At 61.4% G+C, this 18145-nt stretch carries 16 protein-coding genes and 1 other RNA gene; 7 read left to right on the top strand and 10 right to left on the bottom strand.

The features are described 5' to 3' along the window. Positions 1–20 precede the first annotated feature (20 nt). Positions 21–359 carry a YbaB/EbfC family nucleoid-associated protein gene (locus tag P7C00_RS10375; protein ID WP_015634779.1) on the bottom strand — a complete coding sequence of 113 codons (339 nt, stop codon included), beginning with the start codon at positions 357–359 and terminating at the stop codon, positions 21–23. Positions 360–425: 66 nt separating this feature from the next. Further along, positions 426–2525, bottom strand: coding sequence for a DNA polymerase III subunit gamma/tau (dnaX, locus tag P7C00_RS10370; RefSeq protein ID WP_346631812.1), 2100 nt, complete (start codon positions 2523–2525; stop codon positions 426–428). A gap of 139 nt (positions 2526–2664) precedes the next feature. On the opposite strand from dnaX, the gene P7C00_RS10365 reads away from it, so the two are divergent. Next, positions 2665–3435 (top strand): transporter substrate-binding domain-containing protein, encoded by a 771-nt coding sequence (locus P7C00_RS10365; RefSeq protein WP_346631813.1) that lies wholly within the window; start codon positions 2665–2667, stop codon positions 3433–3435. Here the strand turns inward: P7C00_RS10365 and P7C00_RS10360 are convergent. Both P7C00_RS10360 and P7C00_RS10355 read right to left on the bottom strand, forming a co-directional pair. Beyond that, positions 3408–5126 carry an EAL domain-containing protein gene (locus tag P7C00_RS10360; protein ID WP_346631814.1) on the bottom strand — a complete coding sequence of 573 codons (1719 nt, stop codon included), beginning with the start codon at positions 5124–5126 and terminating at the stop codon, positions 3408–3410. The two genes, P7C00_RS10365 and P7C00_RS10360, sit on opposite strands and share 28 nt — an antisense overlap. Positions 5127–5144: 18 nt before the next feature. Further along, entirely contained in the window at positions 5145–6710 is a 1566-nt protein-coding gene (locus P7C00_RS10355; protein WP_346631815.1) for a PAS domain-containing methyl-accepting chemotaxis protein, read from the bottom strand. 444 nt (positions 6711–7154) lie between these two features. Here P7C00_RS10355 and P7C00_RS10350 point away from each other — a divergent pair, with 444 nt between their 5' ends. The 3 genes from P7C00_RS10350 to P7C00_RS10340 all read left to right on the top strand — a co-directional run bounded on the left by P7C00_RS10350 (position 7155) and on the right by P7C00_RS10340 (position 9018). Then, positions 7155–7469 carry a helix-turn-helix domain-containing protein gene (locus P7C00_RS10350; protein ID WP_011060220.1) on the top strand — a complete coding sequence of 105 codons (315 nt, stop codon included), beginning with the start codon at positions 7155–7157 and terminating at the stop codon, positions 7467–7469. Between the two features lie 146 nt (positions 7470–7615). Next, positions 7616–7987: a VOC family protein gene (locus tag P7C00_RS10345; RefSeq protein ID WP_404938852.1), complete on the top strand. Its 372-nt coding sequence runs from the start codon at positions 7616–7618 to the stop codon at positions 7985–7987. 137 nt (positions 7988–8124) lie between these two features. Next, positions 8125–9018 carry a DUF2167 domain-containing protein gene (locus P7C00_RS10340; RefSeq protein WP_346631817.1) on the top strand — a complete coding sequence of 298 codons (894 nt, stop codon included), beginning with the start codon at positions 8125–8127 and terminating at the stop codon, positions 9016–9018. Positions 9019–9061: 43 nt separating this feature from the next. On the opposite strand, the gene P7C00_RS10335 is transcribed toward P7C00_RS10340, so the two are convergent. After that, positions 9062–9988, bottom strand: coding sequence for a DMT family transporter (locus P7C00_RS10335; protein ID WP_346631818.1), 927 nt, complete (start codon positions 9986–9988; stop codon positions 9062–9064). A 100-nt stretch (positions 9989–10088) separates the two neighbouring features. Here P7C00_RS10335 and P7C00_RS10330 point away from each other — a divergent pair, with 100 nt between their 5' ends. The 3 genes from P7C00_RS10330 (at position 10089) to P7C00_RS10320 (ending at position 12453) form a co-directional block, all read left to right on the top strand. Continuing rightward, a complete protein-coding gene (locus P7C00_RS10330; RefSeq protein ID WP_346631819.1) occupies positions 10089–10955 on the top strand; it encodes a LysR substrate-binding domain-containing protein in 867 nt (288 codons plus the stop codon). A 122-nt stretch (positions 10956–11077) separates the two neighbouring features. Further along, a complete protein-coding gene (locus tag P7C00_RS10325) occupies positions 11078–11629 on the top strand; it encodes a kinase inhibitor (protein ID WP_404938850.1) in 552 nt (183 codons plus the stop codon). Between the two features lie 5 nt (positions 11630–11634). Further along, positions 11635–12453: a helix-turn-helix transcriptional regulator gene (locus P7C00_RS10320; protein ID WP_346631821.1), complete on the top strand. Its 819-nt coding sequence runs from the start codon at positions 11635–11637 to the stop codon at positions 12451–12453. 10 nt (positions 12454–12463) lie between these two features. On the opposite strand, the gene P7C00_RS10315 is transcribed toward P7C00_RS10320, so the two are convergent. From P7C00_RS10315 to zipA, 5 genes are all read right to left on the bottom strand, one after another. Next, the gene (locus P7C00_RS10315; RefSeq protein ID WP_404938848.1) at positions 12464–12967 is read right to left on the bottom strand and encodes a GrpB family protein; all 504 of its coding nucleotides are present in this window, start codon (positions 12965–12967) and stop codon (positions 12464–12466) included. A gap of 201 nt (positions 12968–13168) precedes the next feature. Continuing rightward, positions 13169–13265, bottom strand: an RNA gene (gene ffs, locus P7C00_RS10310) — signal recognition particle sRNA small type. A gap of 141 nt (positions 13266–13406) precedes the next feature. Next, entirely contained in the window at positions 13407–14573 is a 1167-nt protein-coding gene (locus P7C00_RS10305; protein WP_404938846.1) for a putative zinc-binding metallopeptidase, read from the bottom strand. A gap of 117 nt (positions 14574–14690) precedes the next feature. Continuing rightward, positions 14691–17063: an NAD-dependent DNA ligase LigA gene (ligA, locus tag P7C00_RS10300; RefSeq protein WP_404938844.1), complete on the bottom strand. Its 2373-nt coding sequence runs from the start codon at positions 17061–17063 to the stop codon at positions 14691–14693. 108 nt (positions 17064–17171) lie between these two features. Then, the gene (gene zipA, locus P7C00_RS10295; RefSeq protein WP_123725813.1) at positions 17172–18026 is read right to left on the bottom strand and encodes a cell division protein ZipA; all 855 of its coding nucleotides are present in this window, start codon (positions 18024–18026) and stop codon (positions 17172–17174) included. Between the last annotated feature and the right edge of the window lie 119 nt (positions 18027–18145).

The following is an 18145-nucleotide window of genomic DNA, read 5'->3' as shown; positions in this document are numbered from 1 at the left end:
ATCCGAAACGCCCGGGCGAATCAGAACGGCAGTTTCATGCCTGGAGGCAGTTGCATGCCGGCAGTCATGCCGGACATTTTTTCCTGGCTGTTGGACTCGATCTTGCGCACGGCATCATTGACCGCCGCCGCAAACAGATCTTCCAGCACTTCACGGTCATCTTCGCTGACGCCTTCCAGCAGGCTCGGGTCGATGCTCACACGCTTGATGTCGTGACGACCGGTCATGACCACAGTGACCATGTCGCCGCCGGCCTTGCCGGTGACTTCGGCGTTGGCCAGTTCTTCCTGCATCTTGGCCATTTTTTCCTGCATCTGCTGTGCCTGCTTCATCAGGCCGGCCATGCCACCTTTCATCATGGGAATTACCTCAAAGTACGGGGATTGAAACAGCGCCCGGCCCATGGCCCGACGCCCTTTAAGTGATCAACCCTGAGCGGCCAGGGCCTCGACAGGTTCAATAGTATCCTGGCGCACCACGGCACCGAACTCCTGGACCATCTGCTGGATGAACGGATCGCCGTGAATCGACTCCTCCGCCTCGCGCTGACGGTCGGCCCGGCGCCGTGAAGCCGCCTGGGCCGGGGTTTCCTGCTCGGGCTTGATCAGCTCGATGGCCAGGGTCAGGGTACGTCCGTGGTACTGGTTCAGCGCGTCATTGAGCCGGCGCTGCTGAGTGGCGTTGAACAGCGCGCTGTGGGCCGGGTCCAGGTGCAACAGCCAGTTGTCGCCCTCTACGGCCATCAGGGTGCAGTTGGCGGCGATGCTGCCAGTCATGCCGGAGATCGGTAGTTTCGGGAACAGCTGCAGCCATTCCAGGGCCAGGCCGGTGGCCGGCTTGGCCGCGGGTTCCGGCTCGGGTTCCGGGGCCGGATCGGCGGCGTGCTCACTGGCCAGCTCGTCAAGATAGCTGTAGGCCGAGTCCATGTCCGGCTCGATGTAGTCCTCGTCCAGGGGCGGCTCGTCATCCAGATCGATGCCCGGGGTGGCAGCCTCGACCTCGGCGACACTCGGCTCAGGCACCGGCGCACTGACCCACTCCGGCGCATCCGGCACCACACTGTCGGGCGTTGGAGTTGGCATTGGCGTCAGCTCGGGCTGTTCGGCCACCACTTCCAGCACCGGTTCAACAGCTGGTTGCTGCTCGATCTGCGGCGCTACCGGATCGTTCCAAGGCAGGTCGACCACCTCCTCGGCGGCCACCGGCCCAGGCTCGACGTCAACCGCTTCGACGGCAACCGCTTCGGCAACCGGCGGGGCGACAGGTACAGGCGCAACCGGCGGAGCGGGAATCGCTGCCGGTGCGACCGGCGCGCTGGCAATCGGAGTAACGGGAGCCACAGGCACAGCAGGTGCTGGTACCGCCACGGCTTGGGCGGAATCAACTGTGGCCTGGCTGATCCCCACTGGCTTTAGCGGCTGTCTCGGCGCATCCGCGGTGTCCGCCGGACGGAAGGCCAGCATCCGCAGCAAGACCATTTCGAAGCCCCCCCGCGGGTCCGGAGCCAATGGCAGATCGCGACGGCCGATCAGGCCCATCTGGTAATAAAACTGTACGTCTTCGGCCGGCAGCGCCTGGGCCAGGGCCAGTACCCGGTCACGATCGCCATGACCGTTGTCGACCCCTTCGGGCAATGCCTGGGCAATCGCCACCCGGTGCAGCACGTTGAGAATTTCCGAGAGCACGCCGTTCCAGTCCGGGCCCTGCTCCGCCAGATGGCGCACAGCCTCCAGCAACGCCTTGGCGTCACCATTGATCAACGCATGGAGAACGTCATAGACCTGGCCGTGATCAAGGGTGCCGAGCATCGCTCGCACATCGGCGGCCATGACCTTGCCTTCACCGAAAGCAATGGCCTGGTCAGTCAGACTCATGGCGTCACGCATCGATCCGTCGGCGGCACGGCCCAGCAGCCACAATGCGTCGTCTTCGAACGGCACGTTCTCCACACCCAGCACATGACTCAGGTGCTCGACCACCCGTTCGGGCGTCATGTTCTTCAGGGAGAACTGCAGGCAACGGGACAAAATGGTCGCCGGCAGCTTCTGCGGGTCGGTGGTTGCGAGGATGAACTTGACGTAGGGTGGCGGCTCTTCGAGGGTCTTGAGCAAGGCGTTGAACGAGTGACTGGAGAGCATGTGCACTTCGTCGATCAGGTAGACCTTAAAGCGTCCGCGGCTCGGTGCGTATTGCACGTTATCCAGCAATTCACGGGTGTCCTCGACCTTGGTCCGGCTCGCGGCGTCGATCTCGATCAGGTCGACGAAGCGCCCTTCATCGATCTCGCAGCACACCGAGCAGGTGCCGCACGGTGTGGAAGTGATGCCTGTTTCACAATTCAGACATTTGGCAATGATCCGCGCGATGGTGGTCTTGCCCACCCCGCGGGTGCCGGTAAACAGATAGGCGTGGTGCAGCCGCTGGCTGTCCAAGGCATTGATCAGAGCCTTGAGCACATGGGTCTGGCCGACCATTTCGCGGAACGAGCGCGGACGCCATTTACGTGCAAGAACCTGATAACTCATCGAAAACCGTCGCAACTGGAAAGCGGAAGCCGGTAATGCTAGCGGAGCAAGGGCGAAATTGCATCCGGCGCGCTCGTCTAATCTGTCTAAGCTGCATTTTGCAAAGGATTGCTCGGCCGTTTGAACCGTGGGAGACCGTATGCGTTTGACCTGGGGCGCCCTGCTACTCCTGAGCACCAGCCTGGAAGCCGCCGAAGCGCCTTTACGCTTTGTCATCGCCGACAGTTGGGCCATGCCGACCATCGAGGTCGATGGCGAGCAGCCCACCGCCGGCATCCTTTACGACACCATGAACAGCCTCGCCCGACATATGGGCACCCGCGCCGAGTTCCACGTCCTGGCCCGCGCCCGGGTGCAGAACGCCATGGCCCAGGGCGAAGTCGATGTGCGCTGCTTCGCCGCCCAGGCCTGGCTACCGAACCTGTCCGGGGATTACCTGTGGAGCGTGCCGCTGTTCGTGCAACGCAACCTGCTGGTCAGCGATCGCTACCATCATGAGCCGATCAATCCGCAGGAGTTGCCCACTCAGCACATCGGCACCGTACTGAGCTACACCTACACGTCGCTGCAACCCCTGTTCGAGAGCGCCCGGTTGATTCGTGACGATGCCCGCAACGAGGAGCAAGTCCTGCAAAAGCTTCAGATAGGACGCTACCAGTACGCAGTCGCCAGCCAGTGGACCCTTGACTGGTTCAACAAGACCCAGGCCTCCAGCAAACCCTTGCACCGCGTCGCGCTGCTGCAGGAACAAGCCGTGGGCTGCTATGTGCGCAATGACCCTGCAGTACCGGCCCAGCGGATTCTGCGGACCCTGCTGAAGATGAAGATGTCCGGCGAGATCGATGCCATCGTCCAGCGCTACGTCGACCCGCAGACCGGCGCTCAGGCCTCCGACACCGCCTCGCCCTGAAGCGTGCCGCACCGCCACGGCAGCGGCGGCTCGAAACTGCTGACCCACTCCAGCACGGCGTCGGCGGGCATGGGCGCAGCAATGAAATCCCCCTGAGCCACCTCACACCCGAGGGCCATCAATCGCTCCCCATGGGCCAGGCTTTCCAGGCCTTCCGCCACTACTTGGCGGCCAAACGCCCGGGCCAGCCCGACCAGAGCCTGGATCAGGGCCTGATCATCCTGGTCGTGAAGCATGTCGCGGACAAACAATCGATCGATCTTGATGGTCTGGGTACGCAGACGCTTGAGGTAGCTGAGGGACGAATGCCCAGTGCCGAAATCCCCCAGGGAGAACTGCACACCAAAGCCCTGACAGGCATCGAGGCAATCGCTGACACGCTGGATATTGTCGATGGCCACCGACTCGACGATCTCCAGATCCAGCAAGACCGGTGACACATCCGGGTAGCGATCGAGCATCCCCTTGAGCCGCTCGACAAAATCCGTGCGCTGGAAATGCCGGGCCGCGACGTTCAGGCTCACCGGCCAGACATGGCCCGCCGCCTGCCAGCGTTGCAGTTGGCTCATCACCTGATCCATGACCCACTCGCCGATGTCGACGATCAGGTCGGTCTCCTCCACCTGAGGCAGGAAGTCCTGGGAACCCAACATCCCGCGCTGCGGGTGCTGCCAGCGCAACATCGCCTCGAACCCCACCACCGCGCCGCTTCGCATGTTGACCTTGGGCTGGAAATACAGATGCAGCTCGCCGCTGTTCAGCGCCTGGCGCACGTGCTCTACCGTCTGGTAGGTGACCATCACTTCGCGATCACGCAGAACATCGAACAGGTGGAAGCGGTTGCGCCCGCTTTGCTTGGCCACGTACATCGCCTGGTCGGCGTGGCGCAACAAGGTATCGGCATCATGGTTATCGGTGGGAAACAGAGTCACTCCAATGCTGGCAAAGACATTGATGTCCTTGCCCTGGATCGAATACGGCTGGGAAATGCTCGCCAACACCCGCTGCAGCGCAGCCCGCAGCTCCAGCATGTCCCGTACGTAACGCAAGATCAGCACGAACTCGTCCCCGGCCAGGCGCGCCACTACATCCTCGCCCCTGATGATCGAACGCAGGCGCGCAGCCACTTCCACCAGCAGCAGGTCGCCACAGGCGTGACCGTAGCCATCATTGACCGCCTTGAAGCCGTCCAGATCGAGCATGCATACCGCCAGGGGGATATTCTCCTGGCGGGAGAAATCCAGGGCCTGATGCAGCAAATCGGAAAGGAAGGCTCGATTGGGCAGACCAGTGAGCACGTCATGCCCAACGCGCCATTGCAGCGAGTGCAGCAACTGGCGCTTCTCACTGACATCGAAGCGGATCGACACGTAGCGCATCACCTTGCCGGAACGCTGGTCCACCAGGGGCACCATGGTGCTGTCGACCCAGTACAGGCTGCCATCCTTGGCACGGTTGCAGATCTCCCCCTTCCACACCCTGCCCTGGACGATGGTCTGCCACAGCTCGGTAAAGAACTCCGGAGGGTGTAGTCCCGAACTGAGCATCCGGTGGTTGGCTCCGATCAACTCTTCACGGCTGTAGCCCGATACCTGGCAGAACAGGTCGTTGACATAGGTGATGCAACCGCCGAGATCTGTCTCGGAGAAGATGGCGGCAGCATCGACGGCCCTGCGGTATTTCTCATCCATGAGTCGAACTCACTGTCGCTAGCGGTTGAACCGCTCGACCAAGGCACGTAGCCCGGAAGAGATGTTTTCCAGCTCCGCGCCGCGAACCACGCCAGCGCTGGCATTCTCGGCAGTGCGCTGCACCGTGGCGGCGACACTGTTGATCTGTTCGGAAACCGATTCCGCTACATGGGACTGCTCCTGGGACGCCGCAGCCATCTGCTGGCTCATGTCGGTGATGCGCTCCACCGCCGCGCCTATGCCCTGCAACGCCTGCTGCGCCTGCAAGACCTGTTGCACCCCTTGCTCGGCCTCCTCGATGCCGAGGCTGGCGATCTGCACCGCCTCGTCGGCACCGGCCCGCAGGCTTTGGATGATCCCCTGGATCTGCTGGGTGGACTCACGGGTCTTGCCGGCCAAGGCGCGCACCTCGTCGGCCACCACGGCAAACCCGCGCCCCTGCTCACCGGCGCGAGCGGCTTCGATGGCTGCGTTCAAGGCCAGCAGGTTGGTCTGGTCGGCAATCGCCTGGATCATGCTCGCCGCCACCATGATGTCCTGGGTCTGCCCGGCCAGATCGCCCACCGCCTGGTTGATCTGGGTAACAGTGCGGGCCAGCAACTGGATGGCGTCACGGGAAGTGCCCGCCACCTGACTGCCCTGCTGGGCCAGCAGGTTGGCTGTGTGGGCCTCGCTGGCGGTGTGCTGTACGTGTTCGGCAACCTCGGTGATCGAAGCGGCCATCTGGGTCATGGCGGCGGCCGTCATATCGGTCTCCGCTCGCTGCTCCAGTAGCGCCGACTCAGTACGGCTGGACAGCTGGCTGGAGTCGGCGGCCGCCGTTGCCATCTGTCGGGCCAGGTCACTGAGGCGGGTCAAGGCGGTTTTCAGCCGCGCCTCTTCACTGAGCAGAATCAGTTGCAACTGCGCCGCTGGCCCCAGTGCGTCGCTGTAAGCCAGGGCACAGATCGGATCGGCAAAGGTGTTCGCAGTGCTACGCACAATCTGCTTGAGCTGCTGCCCCAAGCGGCGCTGGGCCAGCAGCCCGACAGCCACGAATCCCGTGACCGTCAGTCCCTGGGCCACCAACGTCGGCAACCAAGTGAATGCCGCCAGGCAACCCACCGCCACCGCCACCGGCAATAGCAATGGCCTGGCTGCAGCCTCCAGGCGCCGCCAGGCCGAGACCGGTGCCTTGTCGGCGCGCAATCGCGCGTAGAGGATTTCAGCGCGGTTCACTTGCTCCCGGGTTGGCTTCACCCGCACCGACTCATAACCCACCAGTCGCCCCTCTTCGAGGATGGGCGTGACATAGGCGCTGACCCAGTAGAAATTGCCGTTTTTGCAGCGGTTCTTCACCACGCCCATCCAGCTCTGTCCCGCCTTGAGATACCCCCACATCGACTCGAACACCGCTGCCGGCATGTCCGGGTGGCGCACCAGATTATGGGTGCTGCCGATCAGCTCGGCCTGGCTGAAACCACTCATCGCGGCAAACTCGGCATTGCAGTAGGTGATGTGGCTGTTGGTATCGGTGGCGGATATGAGCCGCTGCTGGTCGGGAAAGGTCTGCTCAACAGAGGTGACCGGCAAATTGAGACGCACTTTAGAACTCCATAGACAGCCTGCGATCAACAGTACCGGGAGGCCGGCAACAGCTTGATTCGCGACGTACTTTCCTGGCGGCACGACTCAATCGAAAGGTTCGCCCTGATTGCAGCCGTACAGCGGTTTGCGCGGCAGTTGACCATCGATTCGACGAAGATCAACTAGGATCAGATAAGGCGTCAGGTGGGGACGGCGGACGGAACGTTGGCGGGATTTACGAGACGGTCGAGCCTCTGCCAAGTCCTCGGTTTAGGTGAACAAGGGAAATGCAATGATTTCTTGTTTCATAAACCTGCCTTCTGAAACTAGATCACCAAATACCTGTCCGAAGCGCCGATTCTACGAAATGCATCACATTTTGCAAAGCAAGGTGATGAACCATGGTGTTGTCTAATGCCAATATTTATCGTTAAGTTCTTGATTCTAAATGGGAATTGAGCGATGCAAATTTCAAGTTTGGGTGCAGCCATCAAGCGTTATCGAAAGGTAGCGGGGCTTACTCAGGCTGAACTAGGTGAAAAAACCGGTTTTGACCCAAAAACCATCAGCCGCTTCGAAACCGGCACCTACACCCCCAGCGTTGAAGCTCTATTTCTGCTAGCCGAAGTACTGGGAGTGAAGCTGAAAGCCTTCTTCGCCGATCTGGGCGACGAAGAGGAACAGCGGGCTTATTTGTTCGGTGTCATTCACAAAGCCACCCCGAAGGATCTGGGAAAGCTGATAGCAGCGGTAGACCAGGCCTTGTCCAAGCCTTGAGCCCCGCAACAAATCAACGAGAAGAGGCACGCTTATCAACCCTGATAAGTTGGCCTCTTTTTTAATCCACGACTCCTGACAGGAACTGACAGACCCAGCCCATAAGCTTGTGCCCACAACACAGCCCAAAGGACCCTGGAGTCGTCATGATCACTAACACCTACTTCCTGCTTTATGTGGACAGCCCGACCGCCAGCGCGGAGTTCTACAGTCGCCTGCTGGACAAGCCACCGGTGGAGTCATCGCCGACCTTTGCCCTGTTCATCCTCGATTCGGGGATCAAGCTCGGCCTCTGGTCCCGCCACACGGTTGAACCGAGCGCCCAGGCAACCGGTGGTGGCGGCGAACTGGGCTGGGCCGTGGACAGTCGAGAAGCCGTGGACGAACTGCATCACCACTGGCAGGCCCTGGACATGACCATCGCCCAGCCCCCCACCCAGATGGATTTCGGCTACACCCTGCTCGCCCTTGATCCGGACGGGCATCGCTTGCGCGTGCTCTATCTCACTGTCGACTGAGCCCATGACCCAGCAGAGGCGCCGATACCGGCGCCTTCCTCGCCCCAGACGGAAAATTAATAGAAACGTCTCATTGAGCGCCCCGACACTCATCGTTATCCTCCCCACCGACTTGTCACAATTTGTAAGGGAATACGATGAAGTACCTGCGCCTCCTCATGGCGATGGCCGTCCTCTGCGCCACGCCACTCCTTGCCTTTGCCGCCACGCCGAACGAGAGCAAAGACGCCGAATCCCAGACCGCCGAACAGTTTCTCGCCTCGCTCTCCCCACGCCACGGTAACGTCAAGCTACCCGGGGATATCGCCAGCCTCGACCTGAGCCAGGAGTTCTACTACCTCAATCCCAAGGACACCGAGAAGCTGCTGACCGAAGGCTGGGGCAACCCGCCCGGCTTCACCACCTTGGGCATGATCGTGCCCAGCGCAGTCAGCCCGCTGTCCGCCGAAGGCTGGGGCGTAATCATCAGCTACAAGAATGACGGCCACATTTCCGACGACGACGCGGCGAAAATCGATTACCAGGACCTGCTCAAGCAAATGCAGGAAGCGGACGAGGAAGACAATAAGCAACGCAAGGAACAGGGCTACGGCGCCATCCACCTGCTGGGCTGGGCCGAACAGCCAAGCTATGACGCGCAATCCCACAAGATGTACTGGGCCCGTGAACTCAAGGCCGAAGGCGCCCAGAGCAACACCTTGAACTACAGCATCCGCGTGCTGGGACGCGAAGGCGTGCTGGAACTCAACGCAGTCGCTTCCATGGACGACCTGGCAACTATCAAACGCGAGATTCCCAAGGTCCTGGCCTTCACCAACTTCACCGACGGCAACCGCTACGCCGACTACAACCCCAGCACCGACAAACTGGCGTCCTATGGCCTGGCCGCTCTGGTGGCCGGAGGCCTGGCCAGCAAGGCTGGCTTGTTCGCCAAGCTGGGGGTACTGCTCCTGGCCGGCAAGAAGTTCATTGTCATAGGCGTGCTCGCCCTTGCCGCGTTCGCCGGCCGGCTGTTCAAGAAGAAAGGCTGACTGCAAGCTGCAACGCCCCTGCATGACGGGGCGTTGCAGCTCATCAACCACCCTGTTTCACCTGCACATCACACTCTTTCTCAGGCGATGTCCGCAGCCGCCAACGTCCTTCCAATTGCATGGCCATCACACTGCCCAGCACCACGGCCGCCCCCAGCACCACAGAAGATTGCACCCTCTCTGCAAGGACCATCGCAGCCAGCAGCATCGCCACCGGCGGAATCAGATACATCGCGATCGATGCCCGGCTGACCTCCACCCGCGCCAACACGTAAGCCCAGGCCAGATACGCCAGAGCACTGGGAAACAGCCCCAGCAACAACACCGCCAGATTCACCCGCCACGACGCCTGTGCCACCGCCTCGGGTAACCCGGGGGCATACACCGACAACAGCAACGTGCCGCCCCAAACCATGTAGCACACCGTGGTCAACACTCCGTAGCGCCCGGAAAAGCGCCGCTGCAAAACGAAGTACAAGCCCCAGGAAAACGCCGCCAACAACACCAGCAATCCACGCGGTTCGATCGATCCCAGCCCCTTGTCGGCGGCAACCACCAGCACCGCCCCAAGCAAACCCGCCAGCACGCAGCCCCAGCGCCAACCACTGACCGGCTCCTTGAGCCAGAAGAAGGCGATCAGCGTGCTGAAGATCGGCGCCGACTGCGCCAGCACGCTGGACGCTCCGGCACTCAAGCCCTGCTGACCATAGTTGAGGCTGACGTGATGCAGGGCGATGGCAAAGAACCCCAGCACCAGCAGCCAGGGCAGATCACGCCTACGCGGCAGGGATATTTTCAACACCACTGCCATTGCCGCCATGAACAGCGAAGCGATCAGGAAACGCAACAGCGCCAGATGCCCAGGACTGTAGCCCTCAAGGCCAATATGGATGCCCACCGGCGAATAGGCCCAGCACAGAATGACCGCAGCGGTAGCCAGCAATAGCTTGAACCCAGGTAAGCGCTTCACGACACAGGCATCCAGACAGAGAGAAGAAACCCAGTCTCTCGCCCTCCACAACTCACCACAACTAACCGATACTGAGGCCATTCCTCACTGGAAATGAGCAATGGAACTGACCCAACTGAAGATGGTGAAAGCCGTGGCTCGCACCGGCAGCATTGCCCGGGCGGCCGAGCAATTGCATTGCGTGCCCTCCAACATCACCAACCGCCTCAAGCAGCTGGAGAACGAGCTCGGTACCCCGCTGTTCACCCGGGTCGGACGCGGCCTGAAGATCAGCCCGGCCGGGGACATATTCCTCGGCTACAGTGAGCGCATCCTGGCCCTGGTCGACGAAGCCAAACGCGCCGTGGACAGCCAGGCGGAGCCCAGCGGGTTGCTGCGCCTGGGCTCGATCGAATCCTGCGCCGGCGGCCGTTTGCCACCGCTGCTGGCGCAATACCACCGACGCTATCCCCAAGTGAACGTGGAACTGGTGACCGGCACCTGGTCGCAACTCTTTGAAGAACTGCAACACCAGCGTATCGACGGCGCCCTGGTGGCCATCGACACCTTGCCGACAAAGCTGCAGCAAACCGTGCTCTACCACGAGCCGCTGGTACTGATTTCCAGTGCAGGCACCGCCCCCATCCGCAACGCAAGCGATTTGCAGGGGCAAAATCTGTTCATGTGGCCACCGGGCTGCCCTTATCGCCGCGCCCTGGAAAACTGGCTGGCCAGGCACGGCCTGAACCTGCCCATTACCGGGTATGCCAGTTGGGGCACCATTATCGGCTGCGTCAGTGTGGGTGCCGGCGTCTCGCTAATACCGGAAGGCGTGCTGGAGCGCTATTCACAGTCGGCGACCCTGAACGTGCAGCGTTTCAGCGACCTGCTGCCAGTGGACAACCGCTTTGTCTGGCACCAGGACGTGCAGCGACACAGTGCGCGGGATGCGTTTGCCCAGCTGTTACGGGAACAGTTGGGGGCATGACGACGCCCCTCCTCGGCAAGCCAGCGAGCGTTTCGGCACAATGCACGAGCGCCCCGGCACAACAGCGGATTCTGCCTGCCAATAAACTCGTCTTTCATCACCAACACCCAGACGAGCCCCTCATGAAAAACCGACTTTTACTCAGCGCGCTTTCCTTGGGTCTGAGCCTTGGCGCTCACGCCGCCGAGTTCAGCATTAGCAGTCAAGACATCAGCGACGGCCAACCCTTGAGCCCTGGTGAAGTGTTCCAGGGCTTTGGCTGCGAAGGCGGCAACACCTCTCCCGAACTGTCCTGGAAAAATGCCCCACCGGGCACCAAAAGCTTTGCCATCACGGTTTATGATCCGGACGCCCCCACCGGCAGCGGCTGGTGGCACTGGACCCTGGTCAACCTCCCGACTTCCACTCAGCAATTGCCCAGGGGCGCCGGCAGTGCCAAAGGCGAGCAACTGCCGCCCGGCGCCATCCAGGGTCGTACCGATTACGGCCAACCCGGCTTTGGCGGCGCCTGCCCGCCAACGGGCGATAAACCGCATCGTTATCAGTTCACCGTCTGGGCATTGAAGGTGGATAAACTGCCCGTCGATGCCCAGGCCAGCGGCGCATTGGTGGGCTACATGCTCAACGCCAACGCCCTGGCCAAGACCACACTGACCGCTACTTACGGACGCTAGTAACGATGAACGCCCCTGCCGGCCTGCAGCATCATGAAAGCCGTATCGACACCTGCATCATCCGCGCCCGGCAAGCCCATGCCCTGCAACGGGTACCGATTTTCGTCAGCGCTCTGTGCCGAGTGCGCCAAGGCGAGAAACGCATGGACTGGGACGACCGCGAAATGCGCGTGGGCGGCCAGCACCTGATCCTGCTACCGGCGGGACGCGAAGTGGGCATCAGCAACTATCCGGGCGCGCAAGGTCACTACATCGCCGATGTCGTGACCTTTCCTGCCGCGGCCTTGCGGGCGTTCAGCCTGCGCTACCACCAGCAGATCATTACCCGTCCCGGGCGCAGCGGCGCGGACCTCTGCGTCCCCCTGGAGCGGCACACCGCCCTGGCCTGGGACAACCTGCTGGAATGCATTGCCAGCAATGCACCGGATGCCCTGCGCAGCCACTACGGCGAGGCGGTGCTGCTAGCCCTGGCCCTTGGCGGCTGGATTGGTCCGTTGTTGCTGGATCGTCACGACCCACTGTGCGAACGGGTGCAACAGATACTCATGAGCAACCCGGCGCGGGACTGGACGGTAGCCTGCGTTGCCGAGCGCTTGAACCTCGGGGCTTCCACATTGCGCCGCCAGCTGGCGCACGAGGACAACAGCTTCAGCAACATCCTCGAGAACGTCAGGCTGGGCCTGGCCCTGCAGTGGCTGCAAACCACGCCACGTCCCATCGGTGAAATCGCCGCAGCCAGCGGCTACGCCTCGGCTTCACGCTTTGCGGTGCGCTTTCGCAAGCATTACGGGCTTTCGCCCCGAGCACTGCGGGCAGCGATCTAGCCAGCGCGCCTCACCGCGACAGGCCATCCATCACCGCATCGATGAAGGGAGCCTTTTGCGCGAGATACTCGCCAATGCCCTCGCGATTGCGAACTTCAAGCTCAAGCTTCAGGTTTTGGTATTGCTGGCGCAGATCGCCGTCCTGGCGCAGCAGGTCGCGAAAATGCAGCATGCGCTCGATCTGCTCATGACCCGAGAGACAGACATGCACTTTGTGGGTGCGCACGCCATCGACATCACGACGATAAAAATGATGTCCCTGGCTAAGGTTACTGCCTCGGACATAACCCAAAGTGACCATGAAGGCATTGCGCGCCAGTTCATCTCGGTGTTCTGCAACCACGACCAGCAGATCGATTTCCGGCTTGGCCGCCAACCCGGGAACAGCAGTGCTGCCCACGTGATGTACATCCATCAGTTCGCAACTGAAACCTTTGGCTATGCGCTCCTTCTCAGCTCTGAATGCCGCAGGCCACTGATCGTCATAGAGGGAAATCTTACTGGTAAGCGCCATGACCACTCCTTGATGCAAAGGCGTTGGATATTCCAGGAACGAACCGCACGGGCTGACTGGACAAGGGATTCGCGAGCCAGAAACCGGGCGCACGACAAAAAACACGCCAACAGAAATACTGCGCGAGTTCGAAAATTTTCAAGTGCTTTAAGAGTTTTGATCAATCTCGTTGAGGACCAACGAGAGGCGTTATGGAGGCAACCCCACCAGCCACACCCCGGCACACAATGTTCCCGCTGTGGCTGCTGCCTTCCGGCTCTGACCAGGTTCACGGGTAATCGTTGCGGGGGGACCGATGGGGTCACCATAACGACGCTCACCTGACGGCGAGCCGCGCCATTGTACCTATCTGAGTTGAACTTACAACCGCTCGTTGCAGATTAAAAAATCCGATGAGCTTCAAGCACTTGGATGTGGTCCGCCGACCGTACGGAGAGGCTCAGTCCAGGGACAGCACTTCGTCGGCGCGGCCACCTTCTTGCTGGATCACCAAGTGGATGAAATGCAGCTTGGCAATCACCGCCGGCGGCAGGATGAAGGGATAGAAATCCGGCTGGCCCATGCTGCGGGACAGTTCGTTGAGCATCCCCGCCAGTTCGATCCAGGCGTTGACGAAGGCCAGGAACGCCGGGCCGCCAGGGTGCTGCGGGTCGTACAGGCTGCTCAGGGGAAACGGCTGGTAGTCGAGATCGACGTCGCGGGCACTCATGCCAAAGCCCAGGGCGGTGTCCACCGCGTCCATCATGTGCAGGTAGTGAGCCCAGGTTTCCGCCCAATCCTCCCAGGGGTGCATGGTGGCGTAGGCGCTGACGTGGCTGTGTTGCCAGCCGTTTGGTGCGCCCTTCTGATAGTGCCGCTCCAGAGCCTCAGCGTAGCTATAGCGCTCGTCGCCGAACAGGCTGCGAAACGACTCCAGCCAGGGGCTATTGGCAATCAGCCGATCCCAGTAGTAATGCCCTACCTCATGACGGAAGTGCCCAAGCAGGGTGCGGTAAGGCTCATGCATCTGTGCCCGTACCCGCTCGCGATGGGCGTCATCGGCTTCCTTGATGTCCAGGGTGACCAGGCCATTGGCGTGTCCGGTAATCGGCGCCCTGCCCTCAAGATCGACACCAATGAAGTCGAAAGCCAGGCCCCGTTCTTCGTCGTCGCTCTTGGGGATCACTTGCAGGCCGAGGGCAATCAGCTGTGCTACCAGGCGGCGCTTGGCAATTTCCACTTTGCGCCAGCGCTCCGGATTCTCCGGGACGGACAAGTCGGGGATGGTGCGGTTAAGGTTGCAGGCTACGCACAGGGTGTCGGTCAGGTGGGCCGGCAGCAGCCAGTTACAAGCCGCGGGAGTATCGAGGTTGGCGCAGCGCTTGAAGGCACCCGCCTCAGGCTCGGCATCCAACACCCAGGTCCCAACAGCGGGTCCCGGCTGCAGGGACGACAGACAGCCCAGTTGCGGCGCGTAACCGAGCAAGGCCGAGCACGCCAGGCACTGGCTGTTGCGAAAGAACAGCGACTGCCCACAGCGGCATGACCAGAGTTTGCTGTTGCGTGAGCGGTCACCGACGAAGGGCGCGGCGATCCGGGAACTGAGCTGCTCGAAGAAACGGTACATGGCGCATCCTCCCTGGGGCTTGCCAAGACTAGATCATCCTGGCTGCCTCATCGTTCCCTCGGCCAGTCAGGAGCCGGCTTGCTGGCGAAACCATCACTGCCCAGCCGGCTCCAAGGATCACGCGGGGACGGGGATGCCGTGGTCGCCGAGGAAGGCAACAAAGGCCGCTTCATCCAGGACCTTGAGCCCCAACTCATTGGCCTTGGCCAGCTTGGAACCGGCTCCGGGGCCCGCGACGACGCAGTGGGTTTTCGCCGAAACGGACCCCGCTACCTTGGCGCCCAGGCTCTCCAGCTTTTCCTTGGCCACATCGCGACTCATCAACTCCAGGGAGCCGGTGAGCACCCAGGTCTTGCCAGCCAGGGGTAGGCCTTCGACCACCTTCTTCTCGCTCTGCCAATGCATGCCAAAGGCCTTGAGCTGCTCCTCGATGGCCTGGGCCAACCGAGCATTGGCCGGGATGTCGAAGAACTCCCGCACCGACTTGGCCTGCTTCTCCGGCAGGGCCTGGCGCATATCCAGCCAGTCTGCCGCAATCACGCCCTGCAGGGAGCCGAACTTGTCCGCCAGTTTCTGCGCCGCACCCGGCCCCACCGAGGGGATATTGAGCTTGTCGAGCATGCCGCCCAGCGTGGTACTGGCGGCGAACTCCGCCCCCAGCTCGCCCTGATCCTGCAACACCAGGCCGCATTGATCCGCGGCCAGCAAGGCACCAATCACATCCTGGTTATGGCTGTCTTCGAAGAAACTGTGAATCTCATGAGCCACTTCCAACCCCACATCCGGCAGGTAGGTCAGCACCTGGGGCAAAGCCTGCTGGACCCGCTCCAGGGTTCCCAGGGAACGGGCCAGGACCTTGGCGGTTTCCTCGCCTACGTCAGGAATACCCAAGGCATAGATGAAGCGAGCCAAAGCTGGACGCTTGCTGTCTTCGATAGCCTTGAGCAGCTTGTTGCTGGAAACCTCGGCAAAACCTTCCAGGTCGATGATCTGCTCGTACTTGAGCTGATAGAGATCCGCGGGCGAAGCGATGAGCTTTTCGTCCACCAGTTGCTCGATGGTCTTGTCCCCCAGGCCTTCGATGTCCATGGCGCGACGGGAAACGAAGTGGATGATCGCCTGCTTGAGCTGGGCACCGCAGGCCAGACGACCGACGCAGCGATACACCGCGCCTTCGCTGACGGTTTCCCGGCCCTTGCTGCGCTTGACCAGTTGCGTGCGCTCGACATGAGAGCCACAGACCGGGCAGCTTTGCGGAATCTGCACCGGCCGAGCGTTTTCGGGGCGGCGCTCAACCACCACTTGCACCACTTGCGGAATCACGTCACCGGCGCGGCGGATGATCACGGTGTCGCCGATCATCAGCCCCAGGCGCGCCACCTCATCCATGTTATGCAAGGTGGCGTTGGACACAGTGACTCCCGCCACCTTGACTGGCTTCAGGCGTGCCACAGGCGTCACGGCGCCGGTGCGGCCAACCTGGAATTCCACATCCAGCAACTCGGTGAGTTCTTCCATGGCCGGGAATTTATGGGCAATGGCCCAACGCGGCTCCCGGGCACGGAAGCCCAGTTCACGCTGAGAGGCGATGCTGTTGACCTTGAACACCACACCGTCGATCTCATAGGGCAGCGCGTTGCGTCGCTCGCCGATCTCACGGTAATAGTCCAGGCATTCGTCAACCCCTTTGGCCAGGCGTAGCTCTCGACTGATGGGCATGCCCCACTGCTTGAGTTGCTCCAGGTTGCCGATATGGGTGTCGGCAATGTCGGCAGTGACCTGGCCCAGGCCGTAGCAGCAGAACTCCAGCGGCCGGCTGGCAGTGATCTTCGAGTCCAGCTGGCGCAGGCTACCCGCCGCAGCGTTGCGCGGGTTGGCAAAGGTCTTGCCGCCCGCCTCGAGTTGCGCCGCGTTCAGGCGCTCGAAACCAGCCTTGGACATGAAGACTTCGCCGCGCACTTCCAGGGTCGCCGGCCAGCCGCTGCCTTGCAGCTTGAGCGGAATATTGCGCACGGTACGCACGTTGACACTGATGTCTTCGCCGGTGGTGCCATCGCCACGGGTGGCGCCCCGGACCAATACGCCGTCCTGATACAGCAGGCTGACCGCCAGGCCGTCGAGCTTGGGCTCGCAGCTGTACTCCACCGCCGCGCCACCACCGAACAGATCGCCCGCCGGCAGGTCCAGGCCTTCGTTGACTCGACGATCAAACTCGCGCATGTCGACTTCTTCGAAGGCGTTGCCCAGGCTGAGCATAGGGATTTCATGGCGCACCTGAGTGAAGGCCGAGAGCGCCGCGCTGCCCACACGCTGGGTAGGCGAATCGCTGGTGACCAACTCCGGGTGCTCGGCCTCCAGGGCCTTGAGCTCGTGGTACAAGCGGTCGTACTCGACGTCCGGAATGCTCGGCTCGTCCAGTACGTGGTAACGGTAGTTGTGTTGGTCCAGCTCAGCGCGCAGCTCAAGAATGCGGGTTTCAGCGGCGGTCATGGGGTTCTCTCATAAAGCAAAAGAGCAGCCTAGGCTGCTCGATCTGAAGATGGGGGCAAGGGCTTCGCTGGCAAGCCAGCTCCTGCGAGAGGAGCTGACTGTGGAAGCTTAGCGCTTTTGGGTCAGAGCACGGCGTTCGAATTCGACGATACGCTGACGGTAGTGCTCGATGGTCTGGGCAGTCAGCACGCTGCGCTGGTCGTCCTTGAGTTCGCCGTTGAGCTCCTGGGACAGCTTGCGCGCCGCCGCCACCATCACGTCGAAGGCTTGCTTCGGGTGACGCGGGCCAGGCAAGCCGAGGAAGAAGCTCACCGCCGGAGTGCTGAAGTGATCGATATCATCCAGATCGAACACACCGGGTTTGACCGCATTGGCCATGGAGAAAAGCACTTCGCCATTGCCTGCCATGCTTTCGTGGCGGTGGAAGATATCCATCTCGCCAAAACGCAGGCCGCTTTCAAGGATGTTCTGCAACAGTGCCGGGCCTTTGAAACCGGCGCTGTCGCGGCAGATCACACTGATCACCAGGACTTCTTCGGCTTGCGGCTGTTCCTTGTCACTGTGACCGGCGGCCTTGCCTTCATCCGCCGGGAAGTCATCGTCGCGGCTACTGAAGCTTGGGCCGCTATCCAGATCCAGGTCCAGATTGAGGTCGCCCTGATGAGGCTCGCCACCGCGCTTGCCGCGCTTGGATGAAGAACTTTCCCGGGGCTCGCGGGCAGGCATGCTGACTGACGGCAGATCGTGCTCGTCCAGTTGCGGTTCTTTATGAGTATCCAGCACCCGAGGCGGACCCAGAAGTTCGGCACTGCCTTCATCATCCGGCAGATTGGAAAGACTTCGATCAAGACGGAACTTCAACTTCCCCTTGCCGCCGCGCATACGCCGCCAGCCATCAAAAAGAATACCGGCGATAACAATAATGCCGATGACGATCAGCCACTCGCGCAGACCGATTTCCATGTAATCCCGTGCCTCTATAAAAAATGCTGAAAAATAAGGGGTTTACAATCTGTAAACCGCTTTAAAACGTGGCGCCAACTCTATGTTCTGAATGGCGTTTTGCCCACGCATAGGAAAAA

The organism is Pseudomonas sp. JDS08PS003, assembly GCF_045013505.1.
In the GTDB taxonomy this organism is placed as follows: domain Bacteria; phylum Pseudomonadota; class Gammaproteobacteria; order Pseudomonadales; family Pseudomonadaceae; genus Aquipseudomonas; species Aquipseudomonas protegens_B.
The sequence above is the reverse complement of the archived record's forward strand: the minus strand, read 5'-3'. Positions and strand labels throughout refer to the sequence as shown.

What these genes read in the sequence shown, in the direction of transcription:
- P7C00_RS10375 (WP_015634779.1), bottom strand. Translation starts at nt 359, where the DNA reads ATGATGAAAGGTGGCATGGCCGGCCTGATGAAGCAGGCACAGCAGATG.
- dnaX (WP_346631812.1), bottom strand. Translation starts at nt 2,525, where the DNA reads ATGAGTTATCAGGTTCTTGCACGTAAATGGCGTCCGCGCTCGTTCCGC.
- P7C00_RS10365 (WP_346631813.1), top strand. Translation starts at nt 2,665, where the DNA reads ATGCGTTTGACCTGGGGCGCCCTGCTACTCCTGAGCACCAGCCTGGAA.
- P7C00_RS10360 (WP_346631814.1), bottom strand. Translation starts at nt 5,126, where the DNA reads ATGGATGAGAAATACCGCAGGGCCGTCGATGCTGCCGCCATCTTCTCC.
- P7C00_RS10350 (WP_011060220.1), top strand. Translation starts at nt 7,155, where the DNA reads ATGCAAATTTCAAGTTTGGGTGCAGCCATCAAGCGTTATCGAAAGGTA.
- P7C00_RS10345 (WP_404938852.1), top strand. Translation starts at nt 7,616, where the DNA reads ATGATCACTAACACCTACTTCCTGCTTTATGTGGACAGCCCGACCGCC.
- P7C00_RS10340 (WP_346631817.1), top strand. Translation starts at nt 8,125, where the DNA reads ATGAAGTACCTGCGCCTCCTCATGGCGATGGCCGTCCTCTGCGCCACG.
- P7C00_RS10330 (WP_346631819.1), top strand. Translation starts at nt 10,089, where the DNA reads ATGGAACTGACCCAACTGAAGATGGTGAAAGCCGTGGCTCGCACCGGC.
- P7C00_RS10325 (WP_404938850.1), top strand. Translation starts at nt 11,078, where the DNA reads ATGAAAAACCGACTTTTACTCAGCGCGCTTTCCTTGGGTCTGAGCCTT.
- P7C00_RS10320 (WP_346631821.1), top strand. Translation starts at nt 11,635, where the DNA reads ATGAACGCCCCTGCCGGCCTGCAGCATCATGAAAGCCGTATCGACACC.
- P7C00_RS10315 (WP_404938848.1), bottom strand. Translation starts at nt 12,967, where the DNA reads ATGGCGCTTACCAGTAAGATTTCCCTCTATGACGATCAGTGGCCTGCG.
- P7C00_RS10305 (WP_404938846.1), bottom strand. Translation starts at nt 14,573, where the DNA reads ATGTACCGTTTCTTCGAGCAGCTCAGTTCCCGGATCGCCGCGCCCTTC.
- ligA (WP_404938844.1), bottom strand. Translation starts at nt 17,063, where the DNA reads ATGACCGCCGCTGAAACCCGCATTCTTGAGCTGCGCGCTGAGCTGGAC.
- zipA (WP_123725813.1), bottom strand. Translation starts at nt 18,026, where the DNA reads ATGGAAATCGGTCTGCGCGAGTGGCTGATCGTCATCGGCATTATTGTT.